The 16,373-nt window shown below is 47.2% G+C and carries 15 protein-coding genes and 1 riboswitch; of the genes, 10 read left to right on the top strand and 5 right to left on the bottom strand.

Translation table 11 applies throughout. From position 1 onward, the window contains the following. Positions 1–59 precede the first annotated feature (59 nt). Positions 60–3,014: a glycoside hydrolase family 3 C-terminal domain-containing protein gene (locus NSQ57_RS23570; RefSeq protein ID WP_342425384.1), complete on the bottom strand. Its 2,955-nt coding sequence runs from the start codon at positions 3,012–3,014 to the stop codon at positions 60–62. A gap of 232 nt (positions 3,015–3,246) precedes the next feature. Here NSQ57_RS23570 and NSQ57_RS23575 point away from each other — a divergent pair, with 232 nt between their 5' ends. The 4 genes from NSQ57_RS23575 to metE all read left to right on the top strand — a co-directional run bounded on the left by NSQ57_RS23575 (position 3,247) and on the right by metE (position 9,309). After that, positions 3,247–3,717, top strand: a complete 471-nt coding sequence (locus NSQ57_RS23575; protein WP_029518613.1) for an AbrB/MazE/SpoVT family DNA-binding domain-containing protein — start codon at positions 3,247–3,249, stop codon at positions 3,715–3,717. Between the two features lie 293 nt (positions 3,718–4,010). Then, entirely contained in the window at positions 4,011–5,960 is a 1,950-nt protein-coding gene (locus tag NSQ57_RS23580; RefSeq protein ID WP_029518614.1) for an anaerobic ribonucleoside triphosphate reductase, read from the top strand. Continuing rightward, positions 5,957–6,454, top strand: a complete 498-nt coding sequence (gene nrdG, locus NSQ57_RS23585) for an anaerobic ribonucleoside-triphosphate reductase activating protein (RefSeq protein WP_039271699.1) — start codon at positions 5,957–5,959, stop codon at positions 6,452–6,454. Before NSQ57_RS23580 ends, nrdG begins: the two co-directional genes overlap by 4 nt. 179 nt (positions 6,455–6,633) lie before the next feature. After that, positions 6,634–6,830, top strand: a riboswitch (cobalamin riboswitch). Between the two features lie 160 nt (positions 6,831–6,990). Then, positions 6,991–9,309: a 5-methyltetrahydropteroyltriglutamate--homocysteine S-methyltransferase gene (gene metE, locus NSQ57_RS23590; RefSeq protein ID WP_069012086.1), complete on the top strand. Its 2,319-nt coding sequence runs from the start codon at positions 6,991–6,993 to the stop codon at positions 9,307–9,309. Positions 9,310–9,394: 85 nt separating this feature from the next. Here metE and NSQ57_RS23595 read toward each other — a convergent pair whose 3' ends face one another. After that, on the bottom strand, positions 9,395–9,928 hold the full coding sequence (locus NSQ57_RS23595) for a hypothetical protein (protein ID WP_342425385.1): 534 nt from the start codon (positions 9,926–9,928) through the stop codon (positions 9,395–9,397). Between the two features lie 381 nt (positions 9,929–10,309). Here NSQ57_RS23595 and NSQ57_RS23600 point away from each other — a divergent pair, with 381 nt between their 5' ends. The 5 genes from NSQ57_RS23600 to NSQ57_RS23620 all read left to right on the top strand — a co-directional run bounded on the left by NSQ57_RS23600 (position 10,310) and on the right by NSQ57_RS23620 (position 13,503). Then, positions 10,310–10,639, top strand: a complete 330-nt coding sequence (locus NSQ57_RS23600) for a PadR family transcriptional regulator (RefSeq protein ID WP_039271704.1) — start codon at positions 10,310–10,312, stop codon at positions 10,637–10,639. After that, positions 10,632–11,183, top strand: coding sequence for a DUF1700 domain-containing protein (locus tag NSQ57_RS23605; RefSeq protein ID WP_342425386.1), 552 nt, complete (start codon positions 10,632–10,634; stop codon positions 11,181–11,183). The genes NSQ57_RS23600 and NSQ57_RS23605 overlap by 8 nt, the downstream gene beginning before the upstream one ends. 4 nt (positions 11,184–11,187) lie before the next feature. Further along, positions 11,188–12,039, top strand: a complete 852-nt coding sequence (locus NSQ57_RS23610; RefSeq protein ID WP_340933553.1) for a DUF4097 family beta strand repeat-containing protein — start codon at positions 11,188–11,190, stop codon at positions 12,037–12,039. A 119-nt stretch (positions 12,040–12,158) separates the two neighbouring features. Continuing rightward, on the top strand, positions 12,159–12,878 hold the full coding sequence (locus NSQ57_RS23615) for a 3-ketoacyl-ACP reductase (RefSeq protein ID WP_039271709.1): 720 nt from the start codon (positions 12,159–12,161) through the stop codon (positions 12,876–12,878). Between the two features lie 187 nt (positions 12,879–13,065). Further along, a complete protein-coding gene (locus NSQ57_RS23620; RefSeq protein WP_029518622.1) occupies positions 13,066–13,503 on the top strand; it encodes an AbrB/MazE/SpoVT family DNA-binding domain-containing protein in 438 nt (145 codons plus the stop codon). Between the two features lie 69 nt (positions 13,504–13,572). On the opposite strand, the gene NSQ57_RS23625 is transcribed toward NSQ57_RS23620, so the two are convergent. After that, entirely contained in the window at positions 13,573–14,031 is a 459-nt protein-coding gene (locus tag NSQ57_RS23625) for a hypothetical protein (protein ID WP_342425387.1), read from the bottom strand. A gap of 120 nt (positions 14,032–14,151) precedes the next feature. Between NSQ57_RS23625 and NSQ57_RS23630 the strand changes: the two genes are divergently transcribed. Continuing rightward, positions 14,152–14,313 carry a hypothetical protein gene (locus NSQ57_RS23630; RefSeq protein ID WP_176715742.1) on the top strand — a complete coding sequence of 54 codons (162 nt, stop codon included), beginning with the start codon at positions 14,152–14,154 and terminating at the stop codon, positions 14,311–14,313. Between the two features lie 25 nt (positions 14,314–14,338). Here NSQ57_RS23630 and NSQ57_RS23635 read toward each other — a convergent pair whose 3' ends face one another. Together NSQ57_RS23635 and NSQ57_RS23640 are read right to left on the bottom strand one after the other, a co-directional pair. After that, the gene (locus NSQ57_RS23635; RefSeq protein ID WP_039271711.1) at positions 14,339–15,502 is read right to left on the bottom strand and encodes a nitric oxide synthase oxygenase; all 1,164 of its coding nucleotides are present in this window, start codon (positions 15,500–15,502) and stop codon (positions 14,339–14,341) included. Positions 15,503–15,652: 150 nt separating this feature from the next. Next, complete coding sequence (locus NSQ57_RS23640) at positions 15,653–16,129, bottom strand: Dps family protein (protein WP_039271713.1); 477 nt, start codon at positions 16,127–16,129, stop codon at positions 15,653–15,655. Between the last annotated feature and the right edge of the window lie 244 nt (positions 16,130–16,373).

The raw sequence follows: 16,373 nt of genomic DNA on the forward strand, positions 1-16,373 counted from the left end.
GACACCCCTAAGCTGTAGAAACTTCGTTGAATGCATTGTACGTGATGTCAGAAGTAAGTTCAAGCCTGAAAGCCGGAATCCTCTGTAGCATGATCATCCAAAATAAAATGAGCTAACCGCACTTCCCCGCTCAACAACAGATATACATCACGTATGCCAGAGACTGAATGTACCGCTTCGGAGAGTGTAACCCAAGCTTGTGCCCCTCCTGTATTGCCCACGTTCACACGTGCCACGGCTTCACTATCGGGTGCATCCAAACACAGCTCAATTGTGGCATCACTGCTGTTGCCTGACACACGGCACTGAAGCTCGGCCACACTCACCGTATCCATGTCTACGCCATGAAAGGCAATCCAACCAGAACGTTGAGGTGCGCGCGGACGTACACAGACCTCCTTTTGCTCCTTGCTTTCATCTAGTACGATGTCGGAGCAATCATCGAAGTTTTCAGCGCGGATACTTCGTCTGGCTTGGCGTGGTGGGATGACATCGCCTCGAACGTACACAGGGTGCTCCAATCGGATATCCGCTGAGGAAGCACCAGCCAGCAGTGTATATTCACCCGATTCAACGCAATAGCAATCCCGCGTAACATCCCAGATCGCCCAATCCTTCATCCGAATCGTAAAGGAAACCGTTCGCGTCTCACCTGCCTCTAAGCGAATACGTTGAAAACCGCACAATGTCTTCAATGGTCGCTTTACTCGTGAGGCACCAGGCCGTACATAGAGTTGCACAACCTCTTCACCAGCAGCTACGCCCCGATTCGTCACCTCTACCCACACCTGGAGCGTATCCATGGCATCCAGTGCAGCAATAGATGTTACGCTATCCTTCAGGGCATCTGTACGCAGGTCACTATATTCAAAAGGCGAATACGTCAATCCATGGCCAAATGGATACAAGGATACACCTTCAAAATATTGATAGGTACGACCACCGCGAATAATATCGTAATCTTTGATGTCGCCCAATTGATCCTCGCTCTGAACCCAGGTCATGTTCAAACGCCCCGCTGGCGCGTAATCTCCAAATAACACATCCGCTATTGCCGTACCATGCTCTTGTCCCGCATGAGACGTGTATACGATCGCTGGAATATGCTCCTGAACCCAAGGGATGGCAAATGGATAGCTACCCGTCAGAACCACAATCGTATTCGGATTGACACGATACACTTCCTCGATAAGCCGTTGCTGGGAAGCTGCCAGTTCCAAGCCTGGGCGATCATTCTCTTCCTTTCCATTGATGAGCGGGTGATTTCCAACAAATACAATGGCTGTATCTGCCGCTTGCGCAGCGGCTATCGCTTCCGCTAAACCATCTGACACCGTCTCTACCTGGAATGTTGTATGGCTCTGTCCTGAAACTGTCGAGGCTGTTGAGACGTTACACTCTACAGCGTTAAGTGCGGATTTTTCAGCCTCCCCTACCTTTAATGAGCCCTCTGTTCCGGCAATGACTGGTTTTCCATTCCATGTCGTCCACAGATGCTCTCCTTGTCCAACAGGAGTCAGCCCAAAGACCTCTTTGACATACCAGCCATACGCTTCATCAGCTGTCACACGAAGCGTTATTTCATCACTCGTCACGTAAGTACCCAGATGCTCATCATGTAACGTCACACTGCCATAGCCCCAATCCGTCATGGTCAATACCGTTGGGTCTCCATCCTGGGATAGGCGCATCTCACCAGAAGAATCAACTGCGAGCTTCGATCCGTCATTCGCCGCCGTCAAGGTCACGCGATCCTTGGCATCAAGGTACACGACGCGTTCCTTCTCGTCCTCGCCTTCCAGCTTGGTACGAATCGCCTCCAGCGGTGTAACCCGGTAGGGCAGCGTACCGGAATACCAGTCGCGGTACACCTCATTGCCATGCGTACCAATGACCGCTACTTTGCCACACCGGGCAGGGTCCAATGGCAAGAGTTCATGCTCATTTTTAAGCAATACGATCTGCTCCCTCGCCGCACGCAACGACAATTCACGGGCTTGCTCTGTCATGAGAGCTTCCTCTCCGATCGAGGCATAGGGGTTGTCTGCAGCCGGATCAAATTCCCCCAACCGAAAACGGACACGGAACGTATGAAACAATGCCCGATCCAAGTCTTCTTCTTGCAGCGATCCTTGTGCCAAAGCTTCTCGAATCGCCCGCTTGGAGAGCTCCGCATCATCTGTAATGCTGTCAATTCCCGCCCGAATAGATTCGGCCACACCTGGCGTGTGGGAATCGTAATACTGATGATCGTTGACAATCCCCATGACATCACCCGCATCACTTACGACAAAGCCGTCCATCCCCCATTCGTCCCTGACAATATCGTTAACCCCATGATATAACGTAGCAGGCGTTCCATTAATCAGGTTGTAGGAAGTCATCATCGACTGGGCGCGGCCTTCCATAAAAGGCTTCTCAAAGGCTCTTAGGTAATATTCTCGCAGGTTTCGTGGATCTATACTGGAGGAGCCACTTCCCCGATCCACTTCATTATTGTTACCCAGAAAATGTTTTAAAGTGGCAACCGCTTTCAAATATACCGGATGATCGCCCTGTATCCCCTTGACTAACTCCTTTGACAGTTCTCCCGTCAAATATGGGTCTTCGCCGTAAGCTTCCTCATTGCGTCCCCATCTTGGGTCACGCTCCATATCCACCGTAGGTGCCCACAAGGTCAGACCGTTTAATTTGGGATCACGACGATAGTAGACACGCGCCTCATCTGCGATAACAGATCCGATTTGACGCATTAATTCCGTATCCCAAGTACATGCCAATCCTACTGGCTGAGGAAATGAAGTCGCCTCACCCAACCATGCTATCCCGTGCGCCGCTTCCGTACCGTGCTTGTAAGCTGCGACTCCCAATCGGTCAATGGCCGGCTGATATTGCAACATGGATTCGATCTTTTCCTCCAAGGTTAGTCGTGACACGAGATCCCGTACACGCTCATCCAGATGAATCTTCGGATCTTGAAATAAATATTCGATATCCGTTGTTTCATGACTCATATCCGTCATCTCCTTATTCCATTTAAGAATATAATGAAAAGGCATACATGAAAGCGTTTTATATATCATAGCTAAAAAGGAGTATCCCGGCAACAATACCGTAAACATCCTATACTGGATGAAAGAGAGTCGCAGCAAAGACAAAAAAAGTTGCATTTTACCTTCAATATACAAAGCTAAAAATAATATTTTTTGGTATAATCAGGATATATCATTGAAGGAGGAAGCGCTGATGAAAAATACCGGAATGACAAGGCCCCTGGATCAATTGGGGCGAATTGTACTCCCTAAGGAAATGCGCACCACAATGGATATCAATATCGGTGATTCGCTTGAATTCTTCGTAGATGAAGAAGGATTTGTATTAAGAAAATACACGGGTGTCTCCTGCAAATTTTGCGGCGCGGTGGATCACTTAACTTATTTTCGGGACAGCTTTATCTGCGCTGATTGCATTCAATTATTAAAGACCGATGAAAATGTGCATGCCACAAGCAATGATGCTATCCAGGCTCAAGAACATACCCAGCCGATCCGAAACAACACAACGTGGCAGCCCAAGCAATCCAGAGTGCAGCAAGGTGAAATGGTAAAAAAGCTTCGCAAGCTAATTCAGGATCACCCGAACCTGCCACAAAAAGTGTATGCAGAAATGCTCGATATCTCCCAAGGCCGGGTGTCCCAGTTGAAAAAGCTACTCTAAACCTTCTAAATCTATATCCCAAAATCATACACAATGTACCGACGACCCTATTCATTTTTTTGTCACAACTTCGATTGCCAGGTATAGAGTAAGGCGCATATCTACGGATGTGCCCCTTACTCTATACCTGGCTTTTTCGTGTCGGCCGCTCTTGCTAATGTGACAATAGTCACATACTCCCGATGTATACGTATATACAATATATAGATCGAAACAATTGGTTATCACTAGATATCATCAATATGTTGTTTTTGTGAAAAATATATATATTTTACTATATGGAGGGTTTTACGATGAAGGTGCTGGAGGAACATCAATTATACGACATCGGCGAGCGGGTCATTGGGGCACAAGATCTGGACATGCTGCGGGAGAATGCAAATTTGAATGGAGAATCGTTCAGCGGCAAAATGAGCAAGCTTGGGTCCGAGTATGCCAAATGGTATGCGCGCCTGCGGGTACTTCCGCCTGAACTGACGAACGCGATTGATCACGGATATGTATATGTTCACGATTTGGACCAATACGCACTCGGAACTACGAATTGTATCTTTATCCCTTTTGGCCGGTTACTACAAGACGGATTCAATACAGGCAATGGCTCTGTACGCACACCGCAAACGATTATGTCCGCTATGGCACTAGTTGCCATCATATTCCAGTCTCAGCAAAATAGCCAATTCGGAGGTGTCTCCGCCAATAAAATAGATTGGGACCTTGCCCCATACGTTGCCCGGTCCTTCCGCAAGCATCTGCGCAAGGGACTTCGGCTGTTCGAGGAAGAGATAGAATCCAGTCTGACTGACGATGAACTACATATGGCCAATCCCCATTTGCAAGAAGCCTGCCCTCGTTCATACGCATTCGCTCGCGAAGAGACGGAGACGGAAACCCGACAGGCTGCTGAATCGCTCATTCATAACCTGAACACCATGAGCAGTCGCGCGGGTGGACAGATTCCATTCACTTCACTGAATTACGGAATGTGCACGTCTGCTGAGGGACGGCTTGTTACTCAATCGCTGCTGGAGGCCACGATTCGCGGCTTGGGTAGCGGGGAAACTCCTATTTTTCCACAGCATATTTTCCAATGCAAAGAGGGAATCAATCAGGCAGAAGGCGACGTCAATTATGATTTGTTCTTACGGGCGGTAGAATGCTCTAGCAGACGGATGTATCCCAATTTTGTGAATGTGGATGCCACCTTTAACCTGCCTTTTTACCGTGCTGATGACCCGGATACCATTATAGCGACAATGGGTTGCCGTACCCGCACCATTTCTGACCGTTTCGGTAGAAATCGGCAGAGTGGTAAGGGAAATCTCTCCTTCAATACCATTAATCTGGTGCGGCTTGGCATTGAGTATGGTATTTGCACAGGCAAACGCCTGACACCTGACCGTGATCGCTTTGATGCGAGACTAGAAGAAGTTATGCGCATTGCGGTGGATGGCTTAATCCATCGCTATCAAATCCAGACCAGCCAGCCGGCCAAAGCCTCGGACTTTATGATGCGCGAAGGGGTATGGGAAGGTGGAGAACAACTAGAGCCAGATGATAAGGTGGGAAGCATACTAAAACACGGTACGCTTTCGATCGGATTCATCGGACTGGCTGAGTGCATGAAGGCACTATACGGGAAACACCACGGGGAGGATGATTTCGTATACCGAGAGGCACAACGAATCATCACTTCTATGCGCGTGTATTGCGATCGAATGAGTGAATATCACAATTTGAATATTACATTGTTCGCTACGCCTGCCGAAGGTCTGTCGGGCAAGTTCACCTTGCTGGATCAACGTGATTTCGGGATTATTCCTGAGGTGAATGATCGAGAATATTACACGAATTCTTTTCATATTCCCGTGTATTACACGCTCCCGGCTGCTCGTAAAATCAGCTTGGAAGCTCCGTTCCATAACCTATGCAACGCTGGTGCGATATCATACATTGAGCTGGACGGTAATGCGCGGAATAACCCGGATGCGTTTCTTAAAATTGTTCAATACGCGCTGCATCAGAATATCGGCTACTTCTCCATCAACCATCCGGTGGATCGTTGTACAGAATGCGGTTATGAAGGGATTATCGGGACAAGCTGCCCCCAATGTGGCACAGATGAGGAGCACACACACTTTCAGCGCTTACGTCGGGTAACCGGATATCTGACAGGGGATTATACCGTTCGCTTTAATGCTGCAAAACAGGCAGAAGTTCGAGACCGGGTGAAACATAAGTGAATTTGTGTGGCTACATTCCGGAATCTCTGAACGAAGGATACGGCCTGCGCACCGTCGTGTTCATTAGCGGTTGCCGTCATGCCTGTCCCGGATGCTTTAATCCAGCGTCGTGGAGCTTCCGTGCAGGTGAGCCATTCACACCCCAACGACAACAGGAAGTCATTCGTGACATCATGGATAATCCGTTGTTGGATGGACTGACTCTCTGCGGGGGAGACCCGTTTTTCTCAGCAGCAGAATGCTCGCAATTTGTGCGCGACTTCCGTGCGGCCTGTCCCGACCGAACCGTGTGGGCTTACACTGGCTTTGTCTATGAAGATCTACTCACAGATCAGGAGCGACAGGAGCTAGCGCTTTTGTGCGATGTGATTGTGGATGGTCGTTTTGTAGAACAGCAAAAGGACCTGACCCTTCCCTTCCGGGGCAGTCGCAACCAGCGTCTGGTAGATGTAAAAGCCAGCATTCAGGCAGGTTACACCGTTTCATTGACTTAAGGCGAAGGTTACTCGGCAAATGCTATATCTAATCTAGGACAAGTCTCCATCATGGATGAGGCTTGTCTTTTTTTGCATATCCCTAACAGATTCCATTGTAGTTTCTATTGCGCATCCTGCAAGTTTCACTTATGATGGTGAACAAGTATACGAGTGCATAATTATTCGTCATACCTTAACCGCATAGCTTGGAGATAGGTGTCTGTTCTATTCAGATCAGGCTTAAAAGGGAAGCCGGTGCAAATCCGGCACGGTCCCGCCACTGTAAACGGGGAACTTTCAGCTGTTCATACAACCACTGGTCCACAGACCGGGAAGGGATGCTGAGAGTCATGATCCGTAAGTCAGGAGACCTGCCTATTTTAACAACATCGCAAGTACCTACGGAAGATAGGGAGGTGTTAAGAGCAGTCGCCGTATTTTTGATTTTTTAATCACGGAGGCATTCTTTCCCCTACTTATTTTTAACTCTGGGGGGAAGAATGCCTTTTTTGGTACGTAAAAATAAAACAGCCACCCACTAGGAGGAAAAGTACATGTCCGTCATTGAATGGCCTGAATTGTCCGGCTTAATTAGCAGTAATCTAGGATATCCGCGTATCGGCGAAAACCGGGAATGGAAGAAAGCACTGGAACGCTTCTGGAACGGCAGTATTAGCGAAAGCGAACTGCAAACGGAAATGAAAAGATTACGGTTGGAGCATCTGAGCAAGCAGCGTGACAAGGGGATTGATCGCATTCCTGTCGGAGACTTCTCCTATTATGATCACATGCTGGATACATCTGTGATGTTTGGTCTCGTACCCGAACGGTTCAACCATCGTCCCGCAGGTCCGATTCCTCTGTCCGTGTATTTCGGGATCGCTCGTGGACAGAAGGGAGCAACCGCCAGTGAAATGACCAAATGGATGAACACCAATTATCACTACATCGTTCCTGAATTGGCAAACGCAGTCCCGGTGTTCACTGAAAATAAACCTTTACGGGCTTATCGTGAAGCAAAACAAGAGCTAGGCATTGATGGGAAACCGGTCCTCATCGGCCCCTATTCATTCGTTACCCTTTCCAAAGGCTATGATCGCAAGGAGCTTGCTTCTATTATAAGAACCTTCCTGCCTTTATACACCCGTGTCCTGTCTGAACTAGCAGCAGAAGGTGTTCAGTGGGTCCAAATCGATGAACCTGTCCTGACCACCTCATTCCCAGTAGAGGATCTGGACATTATTCAGGAAGTCTATGAAGCTTTGGCCCAAGCTGCGCCCTCTTTAAATATAATGCTGCAAACTTACTTTGGCAGCCTGGACCATTATGAGCGTCTGTCCGCACTTCCGGTACAGGGACTGGGTCTTGATTTTGTGTATGATGATGGCGAAAATCTCCAGCATATATTGCAGTATGGTTTCCCTAAAGGAAAAACGCTGGGCGCTGGGGTCATTGACGGGCGCAATATATGGCGCAGCGACCTTAACGCTGTGGCTACCCTGCTGGGTCAGTTAGCAGAACAGACCACTGCCGAGCAGCTTATCGTACAGCCATCATGCAGTCTGCTGCATGTGCCAGTCAGTCTGGAAGCAGAGCACAAGCTGGATCGAGAACTGGTGCAAGCGCTGGCTTTTGCCGATGAAAAGCTTGAGGAAATCGCCGTCCTGACGGCTGCACTTGGCAAACACGATCCATCCGCACTCACCAAGCTTGGACAAAGTGCAGATGCGGTAGCCCGTTTCAACAGCTCAGCGGCACGCGTACAAACAGCTGACGATCTGGCTGACTTGCTGGCAAAGGAGCCTCTAACACGCAGCGTTCCTTTCGCCGAGCGTCGTGAGATTCAGCAAAATAAGCTGAAGTTGCCTCCACTGCCTACGACGACCATTGGTAGCTTCCCGCAAACCGCCGAGATCCGCAAGGCCCGCCTGCACTATCGCAAAGGAGAATGGTCTGCCGAGCAATACCGGACGTTCATCCAACAGCAAATCAAGGAATGGATTGATATTCAGGAGGACATTGGCATTGACGTGCTTGTACACGGGGAATTTGAGCGGACCGATATGGTTGAATTTTTTGGCGAAAAGCTGAACGGTTTTGCTTTTACACAAAACGGATGGGTGCAGTCCTACGGCTCCCGCTGTGTCAAACCGCCGATTATATACGGAGACGTCTCCTTCGATCAGCCCATGACTGTGGAAGAAACGGCATTCGCTCAATCGTTAACTTCCAAGCCTGTTAAGGGAATGCTTACAGGCCCTGTGACCATTTTGAACTGGTCTTTTGAACGTAATGATATTCCGCGAAGCCAAGTTGCTTTACAACTGGCTCTGGCATTACGGGCAGAGGTAGAGGCACTGGAACAAGCGGGCATCAGCATGATTCAGGTCGATGAACCCGCAATTCGTGAAGGGCTTCCGCTGAAAAAAGAACAACAGCAAGCCTATCTGGATTGGGCAGTTCAAGCCTTCCTTGTGACCACGGCCACCGTTGAACCTGCGACCCAAATCCATACGCATATGTGCTATTCCGAATTTCAGCATATGATTCAGTCCATCTCCGACATGGATGCCGACGTTATATCTATTGAAACTTCGCGAAGCCACGGAGAACTGATTGTCAGCTTTGAAGATCAGGTATACGACAAAGGCATCGGTCTGGGCGTGTACGATATCCACAGTCCGCGCATCCCCGATGTATCTGAAATGCTAAGCATGATCCAGCGTGCCTTGCGCGTACTGCCATCTGATTTGTTCTGGGTTAATCCGGATTGTGGTCTGAAAACCCGCACCAAGGAAGAATCTGTCGCCGCCTTGCGACAAATGGTACAAGCGGCTCAAGCAGCCCGAGCTGCACTGGCTGTATCCAACTAATTTTTTTATCGTATCGAATCGCGCCATCATTTTGAGCTTATCCTGTCCCCTTTCCGGCCTTTTTGCTAAAAGCCAGGAAGGGGATTTATTCTAGATCATATAATGTATATACGCCTTGAATATGCTCCGTTTTCATCTGTTTCATATGTACGCCTAAGCCATGTTCTCGATCCCAGGAGCAACTAAAATTCAAATATAGTTCATCCTTTGCCGATGAGTCGGAAATCAGTACAGACATAAGCTGTATTCGATCCAACAATTGTTCCGGCCGCTCCACATAAGGCGCATATTCGTCTGGGTCCTCTCCCCATGTACTGTAAGCATTCCGATACTTTTCCACGATGCCAGCATAATGATGGTGTATGGATTCCAACACTTGAGGATGAATAGCTGATGAATATTCCATATACTGCTCCCATGTCTTTTTTTGCAACTGTGTAGGTTCTTCTATCGTCTGTGCCTGTTCTTCGGAGTCGGCTCCCACGATAAATTCGACTTCTACTTCCGAGGGTTGCCCGCAAAAATTAAGTTGTACTACACCACGCAGAACAATCTCCTCAGATACATCCCAAGATTCATCATCCTGTTCCAGTTCCATATACCACTGTTTCCAATCCATCCTTTACCCACCTCTTCATAAAAAGTATCTTTAACCGTATTGAATACTTTACAATCTATCATTTTAATGAATGAAATTAAAGCGGCATCCTATCTGTGCTTCCAGCCATATTTCGATGAATTCCCAAATAAAAATACTTTTTTCTACAACATTCGCTACTCAATAAAGCCTCCAAGGAAGGAAATCTGTCCATTTTGACACAAATATTTTATTATTAAAAATTTAGTACCTTGCATTAATCAGTACATGATGTTAAATTATACCTGACTACTGTTCTATAATTAGTACCCGTGACAAATTATGCACAAACACACGTTTCTTTCCCTTATTCCGAACGACACCTATGAATTATTGATAACATCCAGGAAGGGAGCACCGCTCGTGAATGTGAACATCCAATTCAAAAAAGGGGTACTGGAACTGTGCGTTCTAGTTCTAATTGGACGCAAAGACCGTTATGGCTACGAGTTGGCGCAAGCCGTCTCCCGTCATATTGAAGTAGCCGAGGGAGCCCTATATCCACTGCTTCGCCGTCTGGTATCAGAAGGATACTGCACAACGTATTTACAGGAATCGACCGAGGGGCCTCCTCGCAAATATTATCGGCTGACCGATACTGGCAGTCATTATACAAGAATACTTACGCGGGAATGGAATGATTTTGTCCATAATGTCGCAAGCCTACTGGAGGAAGGAAATACCGATGAATAGAAAACAGTTTCTTACAGAGGTGGAACAGCGTCTTTCTCCTCTCCCTGCAGAGGTACGCAATGAGCTGCTTAGTGATTTGAGCCAGCATTTTGACTACGGGTTAGTTAATGGCAAAAGCGAAAGTGAGATTGCCAATGAGCTGGGTAACCCAGAGGATATTGCCCGAGAAGCGTTGGATGATCCCAATGCAGCCTGGAACGCTTCTCCTCCGCTTCGCCAGGGAAGCTTTGCACGCAATATTTTTACTTTCCTAGGGCTGTTGTTTCTTAACTTGCTGATCTCCATCCCGATTATGGCTACCCTATGGGTAGTATGGGCTTCATTGGCTGTGGTATCGATCAGCTTCATTGTAGCCCCCCTTCTCGCTGTTACTGATTATGCGCTAAACAGCACCTTTTACCCGGCCAAATTCTTTTTCTCTATCACGTTGACGGGTATAGGTCTATTGCTGCTGCCTGGAGTACGTTATCTCTTACTCCTTATGGTCAGGGGCACTGTACGATACTGGAAATGGAATCAGACTACCCTGAGGGGAGCTTACTAACAACATGAATAAAAAGTGGTTTATTGCAGCAGGTCTGTGCATTGTCATCGGTGTAGCCGGAATGGTGGCCTACGGTGCCCCATGGAGTCAACAAGTCATGAAGGAAACAACTGCGATTAACAAAAAATGGACGTTTACACGTGGTCAGCTACAGAAGCTGAAAGTGGACAGCTCCGATGATGTCTCTATTTTGTTTACTCCTGGCTCTGGCGACCAAGGTACGATACGCATTAGTGGAGAAGTTCAGACAAAGGTAGCCGACCAAATTCATAATGCCCGAATTGAGAACGGTAAGCTTACGATTCAATCGGAGCCGGCCCCTTCCTTGTCATTCTTTTCGATCACTCCTGATTTGGATCAAACGATTACCGTAGAGATGCCCTCTGGCGAAACACTAACTGACCTACAGGTAGATGCACATTCAGGGAATGTAAAACTTCAGGATGCCTCCGTGCAGAATACTTCCATCACCGCTACTTCAGGCACTGCCGAGATTACAAACCTCCAAAGTACCCACCTGATCGCAAATTTAACATCCGGCAATTTTACAGCCAGTCAGCTTGCAGCAGATATGGAGTTAAAGCTTACTTCAGGTGATGTTACCATTCGTGATTATAGCGGTAATGGCCTTATTTCCCTAACCTCAGGGGAGACAAATATTACGCAACGTGCCGTAGCCAACTTGGAAGTGAATGCTGATTCTGGTGACGTGAAGATTAAGCAAGCTCCCAATTTTAAAGGTGTTTATAATGTCCGCTCTGACTCTGGGAGTATCAATACTCCCGAATCTGTTCCCGGTAGTGTGAACGTGATTAAGGTCGAAACCACTTCAGGGGATATTTATATTTCCAAATAGAGACCTCTAAATGAATGCCTCATCAGAGGCGAAGTTTGGTTCAATGAGTTTAACCTTGTATAATGTAACCATGTGCCCAGATGCACAACCACATTATAGATTAATAAGGAGGAGACTGGATGGAACTTAAGAATAAAACAGCTATTATTACAGGAGCCAGTAAAGGAATCGGTAAAGCAATTGCCGAAACTTTAGCTAAGGAAGGCGTTAACCTGGGATTAATTTCACGCACATTGACTGACCTGCAAAAGCTGCAGGATTCACTGGGGAGTACATACGGTGTGAAAGTGGTGAGTGCTGTTGCAGATATATCGGATCGCTCACAGGCCGCTGCCGCTGTAGCCTCACTGGAACATGAGCTAGGCGCTGTCGACATTTTGATCAACAATGCAGGCATTGCTACCTTTGGCACAGTCGCGGAGATGGACCCCGAAGAGTGGGAACGTATTATTCGCGTAAACCTGATGGGAACCTATTATGTCACACATGCTGTGCTTCCAAGCATGCTGGCGCAAAAGAGCGGAAACATTATTAATATTTCCTCGACGGCAGGAGAACGGGGTTTTGCAACAGGCTCAGCATATTGCGCATCCAAATTTGCTTTGATGGGCTTCACGGAAGCACTGATGCAGGAAGTTCGCAAATCTAACATTCGCGTCACCGCGCTGACTCCAAGCACTGTCAATACAGAACTGGCGGCAAACGCAGGATTACCTATTGGTGATGAGGATCGCATGCTTCAACCGCAGGATTTGGCCGATCTGACATTAGCCACATTGAAACTGCCTCCACGAGTTCAATTAAAAGTAGCCGGTATTTGGACAACCAACCCACAGTAGTTCGACATGACATCTTAGATTCATTGGCTGTACAATGCTCCGGCAGACGTAATTGTTCGTCATGCCGGAGCTTTTTTTTTCAGCATAGCTATACCAAAACAAACTGTAATATAAGCGCTTTGTACTTCCAGCATATATACATACAATTCCTACAACTATAAGCGCATTTCAGGAAAGGGGAAAAATGATGAAGAACACAGGAATGACACGGCCATTAGACCATTTAGGCCGCATTGTGCTGCCTAAGGAGCTGCGCAATTCTATGAATATTAATATTGGAGATGCCCTCGATTTTTTTATTACCCCAGAGGGACTGATGATTCGCAAGTATACGGGGGTTTCTTGCTATTTTTGTGGTGCCGTAGATCATTTGAGCTATTTCAGGGATCATCTGATATGCAAAAGTTGTATTGAAAATCTGAAGAGCGATAATCCTTCTAGTCATTTGAGTGAAGCACGTCCTGTCCAGCCCAAGAAAAGAAGGAGTTACAGAAATCAGAATGATCTCCTGAATAAACTAAAACAGCTCATGCAGGAGCACCCAAATGTATCTCAAAAAGAATTAGCCGAAATGCTCGAACTATCCCAGGGACGCGTGTCGCAGCTTAAAAAGCTACTCCTTTAGATCATCCGACCCAATCTCGTCTGTTTTAATCAACAAAAAAAGAGCCTGACGGCTCTCGGATCATCTTTGTTACGCAATGTCAGACTGCTCCATAATCGGGACCCGATAGGCCAGCAAGGACTCGTCTATTACGGCAGAAATAAACGTTGCATCTATTTCAGGCACCAGCCCAAGCGCATAATTCCATGCGTTTTCTTCAATTTGCAGCGCAAGTCGTTGCCGGGTCCCTATCCCACTCTCTTGCTCCAACGCATCGGAGAGGTTCACTAATTCCGTATCGGCGGCGTGCCCAATCTCATGTGCAAGCACAACTGTAAAATACTCCTCAACTCGATCAATGCTGCCGAACATCTGTAAACACTGTGTTTCGATAACGTCCGTATACATGGTAATGGCGTGAGCATTCATAGCATATTTGCCCCCAATCAGCCTTCCACCAGGAAAACGTTTCTCCAGCTTGACTGCCACACCTATAGCAGCCCGTTCCAAAAGCTCAGCGACAATGCGCTCTGCCTGATATCTTTCCAACTTAACTTCGCTCCTCAAACCAGAATATATAAAGTGATATTTACTCTAAATTCATGAAATCATGGATGTGTTCATACCATACACAGTACGATATTATACCTTTTTACAAAGGAGAATACCATGTCAGAAGATTATTATGTAGGCTGGGGAACACTTGCCCTGATTAATGCCGGCTTGGCACAATCCAAAAATCGGAGCGGGCTAAATTGGTTTTTTCTCTCCCTATTAATAGGACCACTGGCTACCCTATTTATCGTTGCATGGGATAAGCTCGAGTCCTAATCCAGCAATCAGGTCATTCCCATCGTTATCCGGAATGAAAAGGGCAGCCTTGGCGTTTCTGCTGAAGCACTGTATCTGATGCTGTATTAGCCTGTCTCGACATATACGACTTCTCTTGAACTCCGAAATTCGGCTTCACAAGCCGATTATCGTAGGAATTATGAAAAATATGCGTTGTCGCCGGGGATAGCGGGGGAATCAGCCATGTCCAATTGCCTGTCAGTGCGCGCCCAGCCTTGGCTTCCCGTTCCTCAAACAGCTTGAATTGTGCCGCTGCGGTATGGTGGTCGACAATGCTGACTCCCGCCTTTTTGAAAGAATGCAGCACAGCAATATTCAATTCCACCAGTGCCCGATCACGCCAAAGCGTTGTTTCACTCGTCGTATCCAGCCCCATCAGCTTAGCCACCTGTGGCAACATATTATAGCGGAAGGTATCCGCAAAATTGCGGGCGCCGATTTCTGTTCCCATATACCAGCCGTTAAAGGGAGCCGCTGTATAGATGATACCGCCAATCTCCAGCGTCATGTCCGAAATCATAGGCACAGCATACCAACGTAATCCCAAGGAAGCGAAACCCGAGATTTCTGGATGCTCAATGGCCACCTCCATAACCAAATGTTCAGGAATATCATATAGCTCGGGAGGCCGCCCGCCTGCTTCCACAACCAGTGGCAATATATCAAAAGGGGTCATCGCTCCTTGCCAGCCCATGTCTTTACAAGCATTGGTAAAATCTACCGAGATCGGGTCCCCGATGACCCCTTGATCGGTTTCATATCCAGCGTAACGAATGAGTTGATGGTTCCAGATGCGGATATTCGGCTGCCCTGGCTTGGAGGCGCGGAATACAGTAAGCGTTGGCTTAATTTTACCGCCATTCGTTCCTATGCGTATATGCTCCAAGAGCTCGCGAACCACTTCCGTTGCATCTGACGCGCCCCGCGCATCCCTGACCAAAAGCTTGTCCCAAAATAAGCGACCGATGCAACGATTGCTATTGCGCCAAGCCATAAGTGCCCCGTGCTCCAGCTCTTCGTACGTATGATCATACGTTCCCGTAGTCTCTATGTCGTGACGAATATTAAGAAGCCGGGCCTCCGCTTCATCGCGGCTTCGGCCCAGCTCCTCATAACATGTATATATAAACTGCTCCGCTTCATGCAAAAGCTGTTGTTTCACTTCCATAACACACACCCCATCCCGGCAGCTCTATAACTCTAGAGCCTGTGGTCTTCCACGCCTTCTCGTTATTATACTCCAGTGGCAGAGTGGAACCAACGGGATGTGTGTCTTGTTCACCTGATCTCCATATACATGGAAGTCTATACCAATGGGTTATCCCAAATACGCACTCAGCATCCAGATATGTTTATCCATTGCTTCTCTTAAGCCGTTAAGAAGATCCTCTGTCGCTTTATCCTGTGCCGCTTCCGCTGCTTCCATCCCATTAGCCAGCTCAACAGTGATGGTTTTAAAATCAGCAACAACGGACTTCACCATATCCTCAGCTGTCTGCTCACCTGCGGACTCCTGAATAGCTGAAAGTTGCAAATGCTCCTTCAAGGTCGCAGCCGGACGGCCACCAATAGCCAACAATCGTTCAGCAATCGTATCTAGATTAGCTGTTGCTTCATTATAAAGTTCTTCAAATTTAGCATGCAATGTGAAGAATTTAGGTCCTTTCACATACCAGTGGAAATAATGCAGTTTCGTGTACAATACAGACCAGGTAGCTACCTGACGATTCAATGCCTTGTGCAATTCTTGAATAGCCTCTTGTGTAGGTGCGTTCGTATGATTTAATGTACTCATGTTTAAAATCCCCTCTCGTTCAAATATAGTTGGTGTAAAGCTTGGATGCTCGTTAGCAGTAGTGTCTGATTTTCTTCAAAATTCCATGCGTCAATCCAATAAATCTTAATCAATTAATTTAGACTTAATCTAAATCCTGTTTTAATTATAACACTGTGACGATGTTTTTCAAGTCCTTATTCGATTTTAATCATGAAGATTACATGAACTAATTGTAAAGCAAACTCTACATGCAATCGGGTAC

The organism is Paenibacillus sp. FSL L8-0502, assembly GCF_038593055.1.
GTDB classification, from domain to species: Bacteria; Bacillota; Bacilli; order Paenibacillales; family Paenibacillaceae; genus Paenibacillus; species Paenibacillus polymyxa_D.

What these genes read in the sequence shown, in the direction of transcription:
- NSQ57_RS23580 (WP_029518614.1), top strand. Translation starts at nt 4,011, where the DNA reads ATGAAGGTGCTGGAGGAACATCAATTATACGACATCGGCGAGCGGGTC.
- NSQ57_RS23620 (WP_029518622.1), top strand. Translation starts at nt 13,066, where the DNA reads ATGAAGAACACAGGAATGACACGGCCATTAGACCATTTAGGCCGCATT.
- metE (WP_069012086.1), top strand. Translation starts at nt 6,991, where the DNA reads ATGTCCGTCATTGAATGGCCTGAATTGTCCGGCTTAATTAGCAGTAAT.
- NSQ57_RS23610 (WP_340933553.1), top strand. Translation starts at nt 11,188, where the DNA reads ATGAATAAAAAGTGGTTTATTGCAGCAGGTCTGTGCATTGTCATCGGT.
- NSQ57_RS23640 (WP_039271713.1), bottom strand. Translation starts at nt 16,129, where the DNA reads ATGAGTACATTAAATCATACGAACGCACCTACACAAGAGGCTATTCAA.
- NSQ57_RS23595 (WP_342425385.1), bottom strand. Translation starts at nt 9,928, where the DNA reads ATGGATTGGAAACAGTGGTATATGGAACTGGAACAGGATGATGAATCT.
- NSQ57_RS23570 (WP_342425384.1), bottom strand. Translation starts at nt 3,014, where the DNA reads ATGAGTCATGAAACAACGGATATCGAATATTTATTTCAAGATCCGAAG.
- NSQ57_RS23615 (WP_039271709.1), top strand. Translation starts at nt 12,159, where the DNA reads ATGGAACTTAAGAATAAAACAGCTATTATTACAGGAGCCAGTAAAGGA.
- NSQ57_RS23630 (WP_176715742.1), top strand. Translation starts at nt 14,152, where the DNA reads ATGTCAGAAGATTATTATGTAGGCTGGGGAACACTTGCCCTGATTAAT.
- NSQ57_RS23605 (WP_342425386.1), top strand. Translation starts at nt 10,632, where the DNA reads ATGAATAGAAAACAGTTTCTTACAGAGGTGGAACAGCGTCTTTCTCCT.
- NSQ57_RS23575 (WP_029518613.1), top strand. Translation starts at nt 3,247, where the DNA reads ATGAAAAATACCGGAATGACAAGGCCCCTGGATCAATTGGGGCGAATT.
- NSQ57_RS23635 (WP_039271711.1), bottom strand. Translation starts at nt 15,502, where the DNA reads ATGGAAGTGAAACAACAGCTTTTGCATGAAGCGGAGCAGTTTATATAT.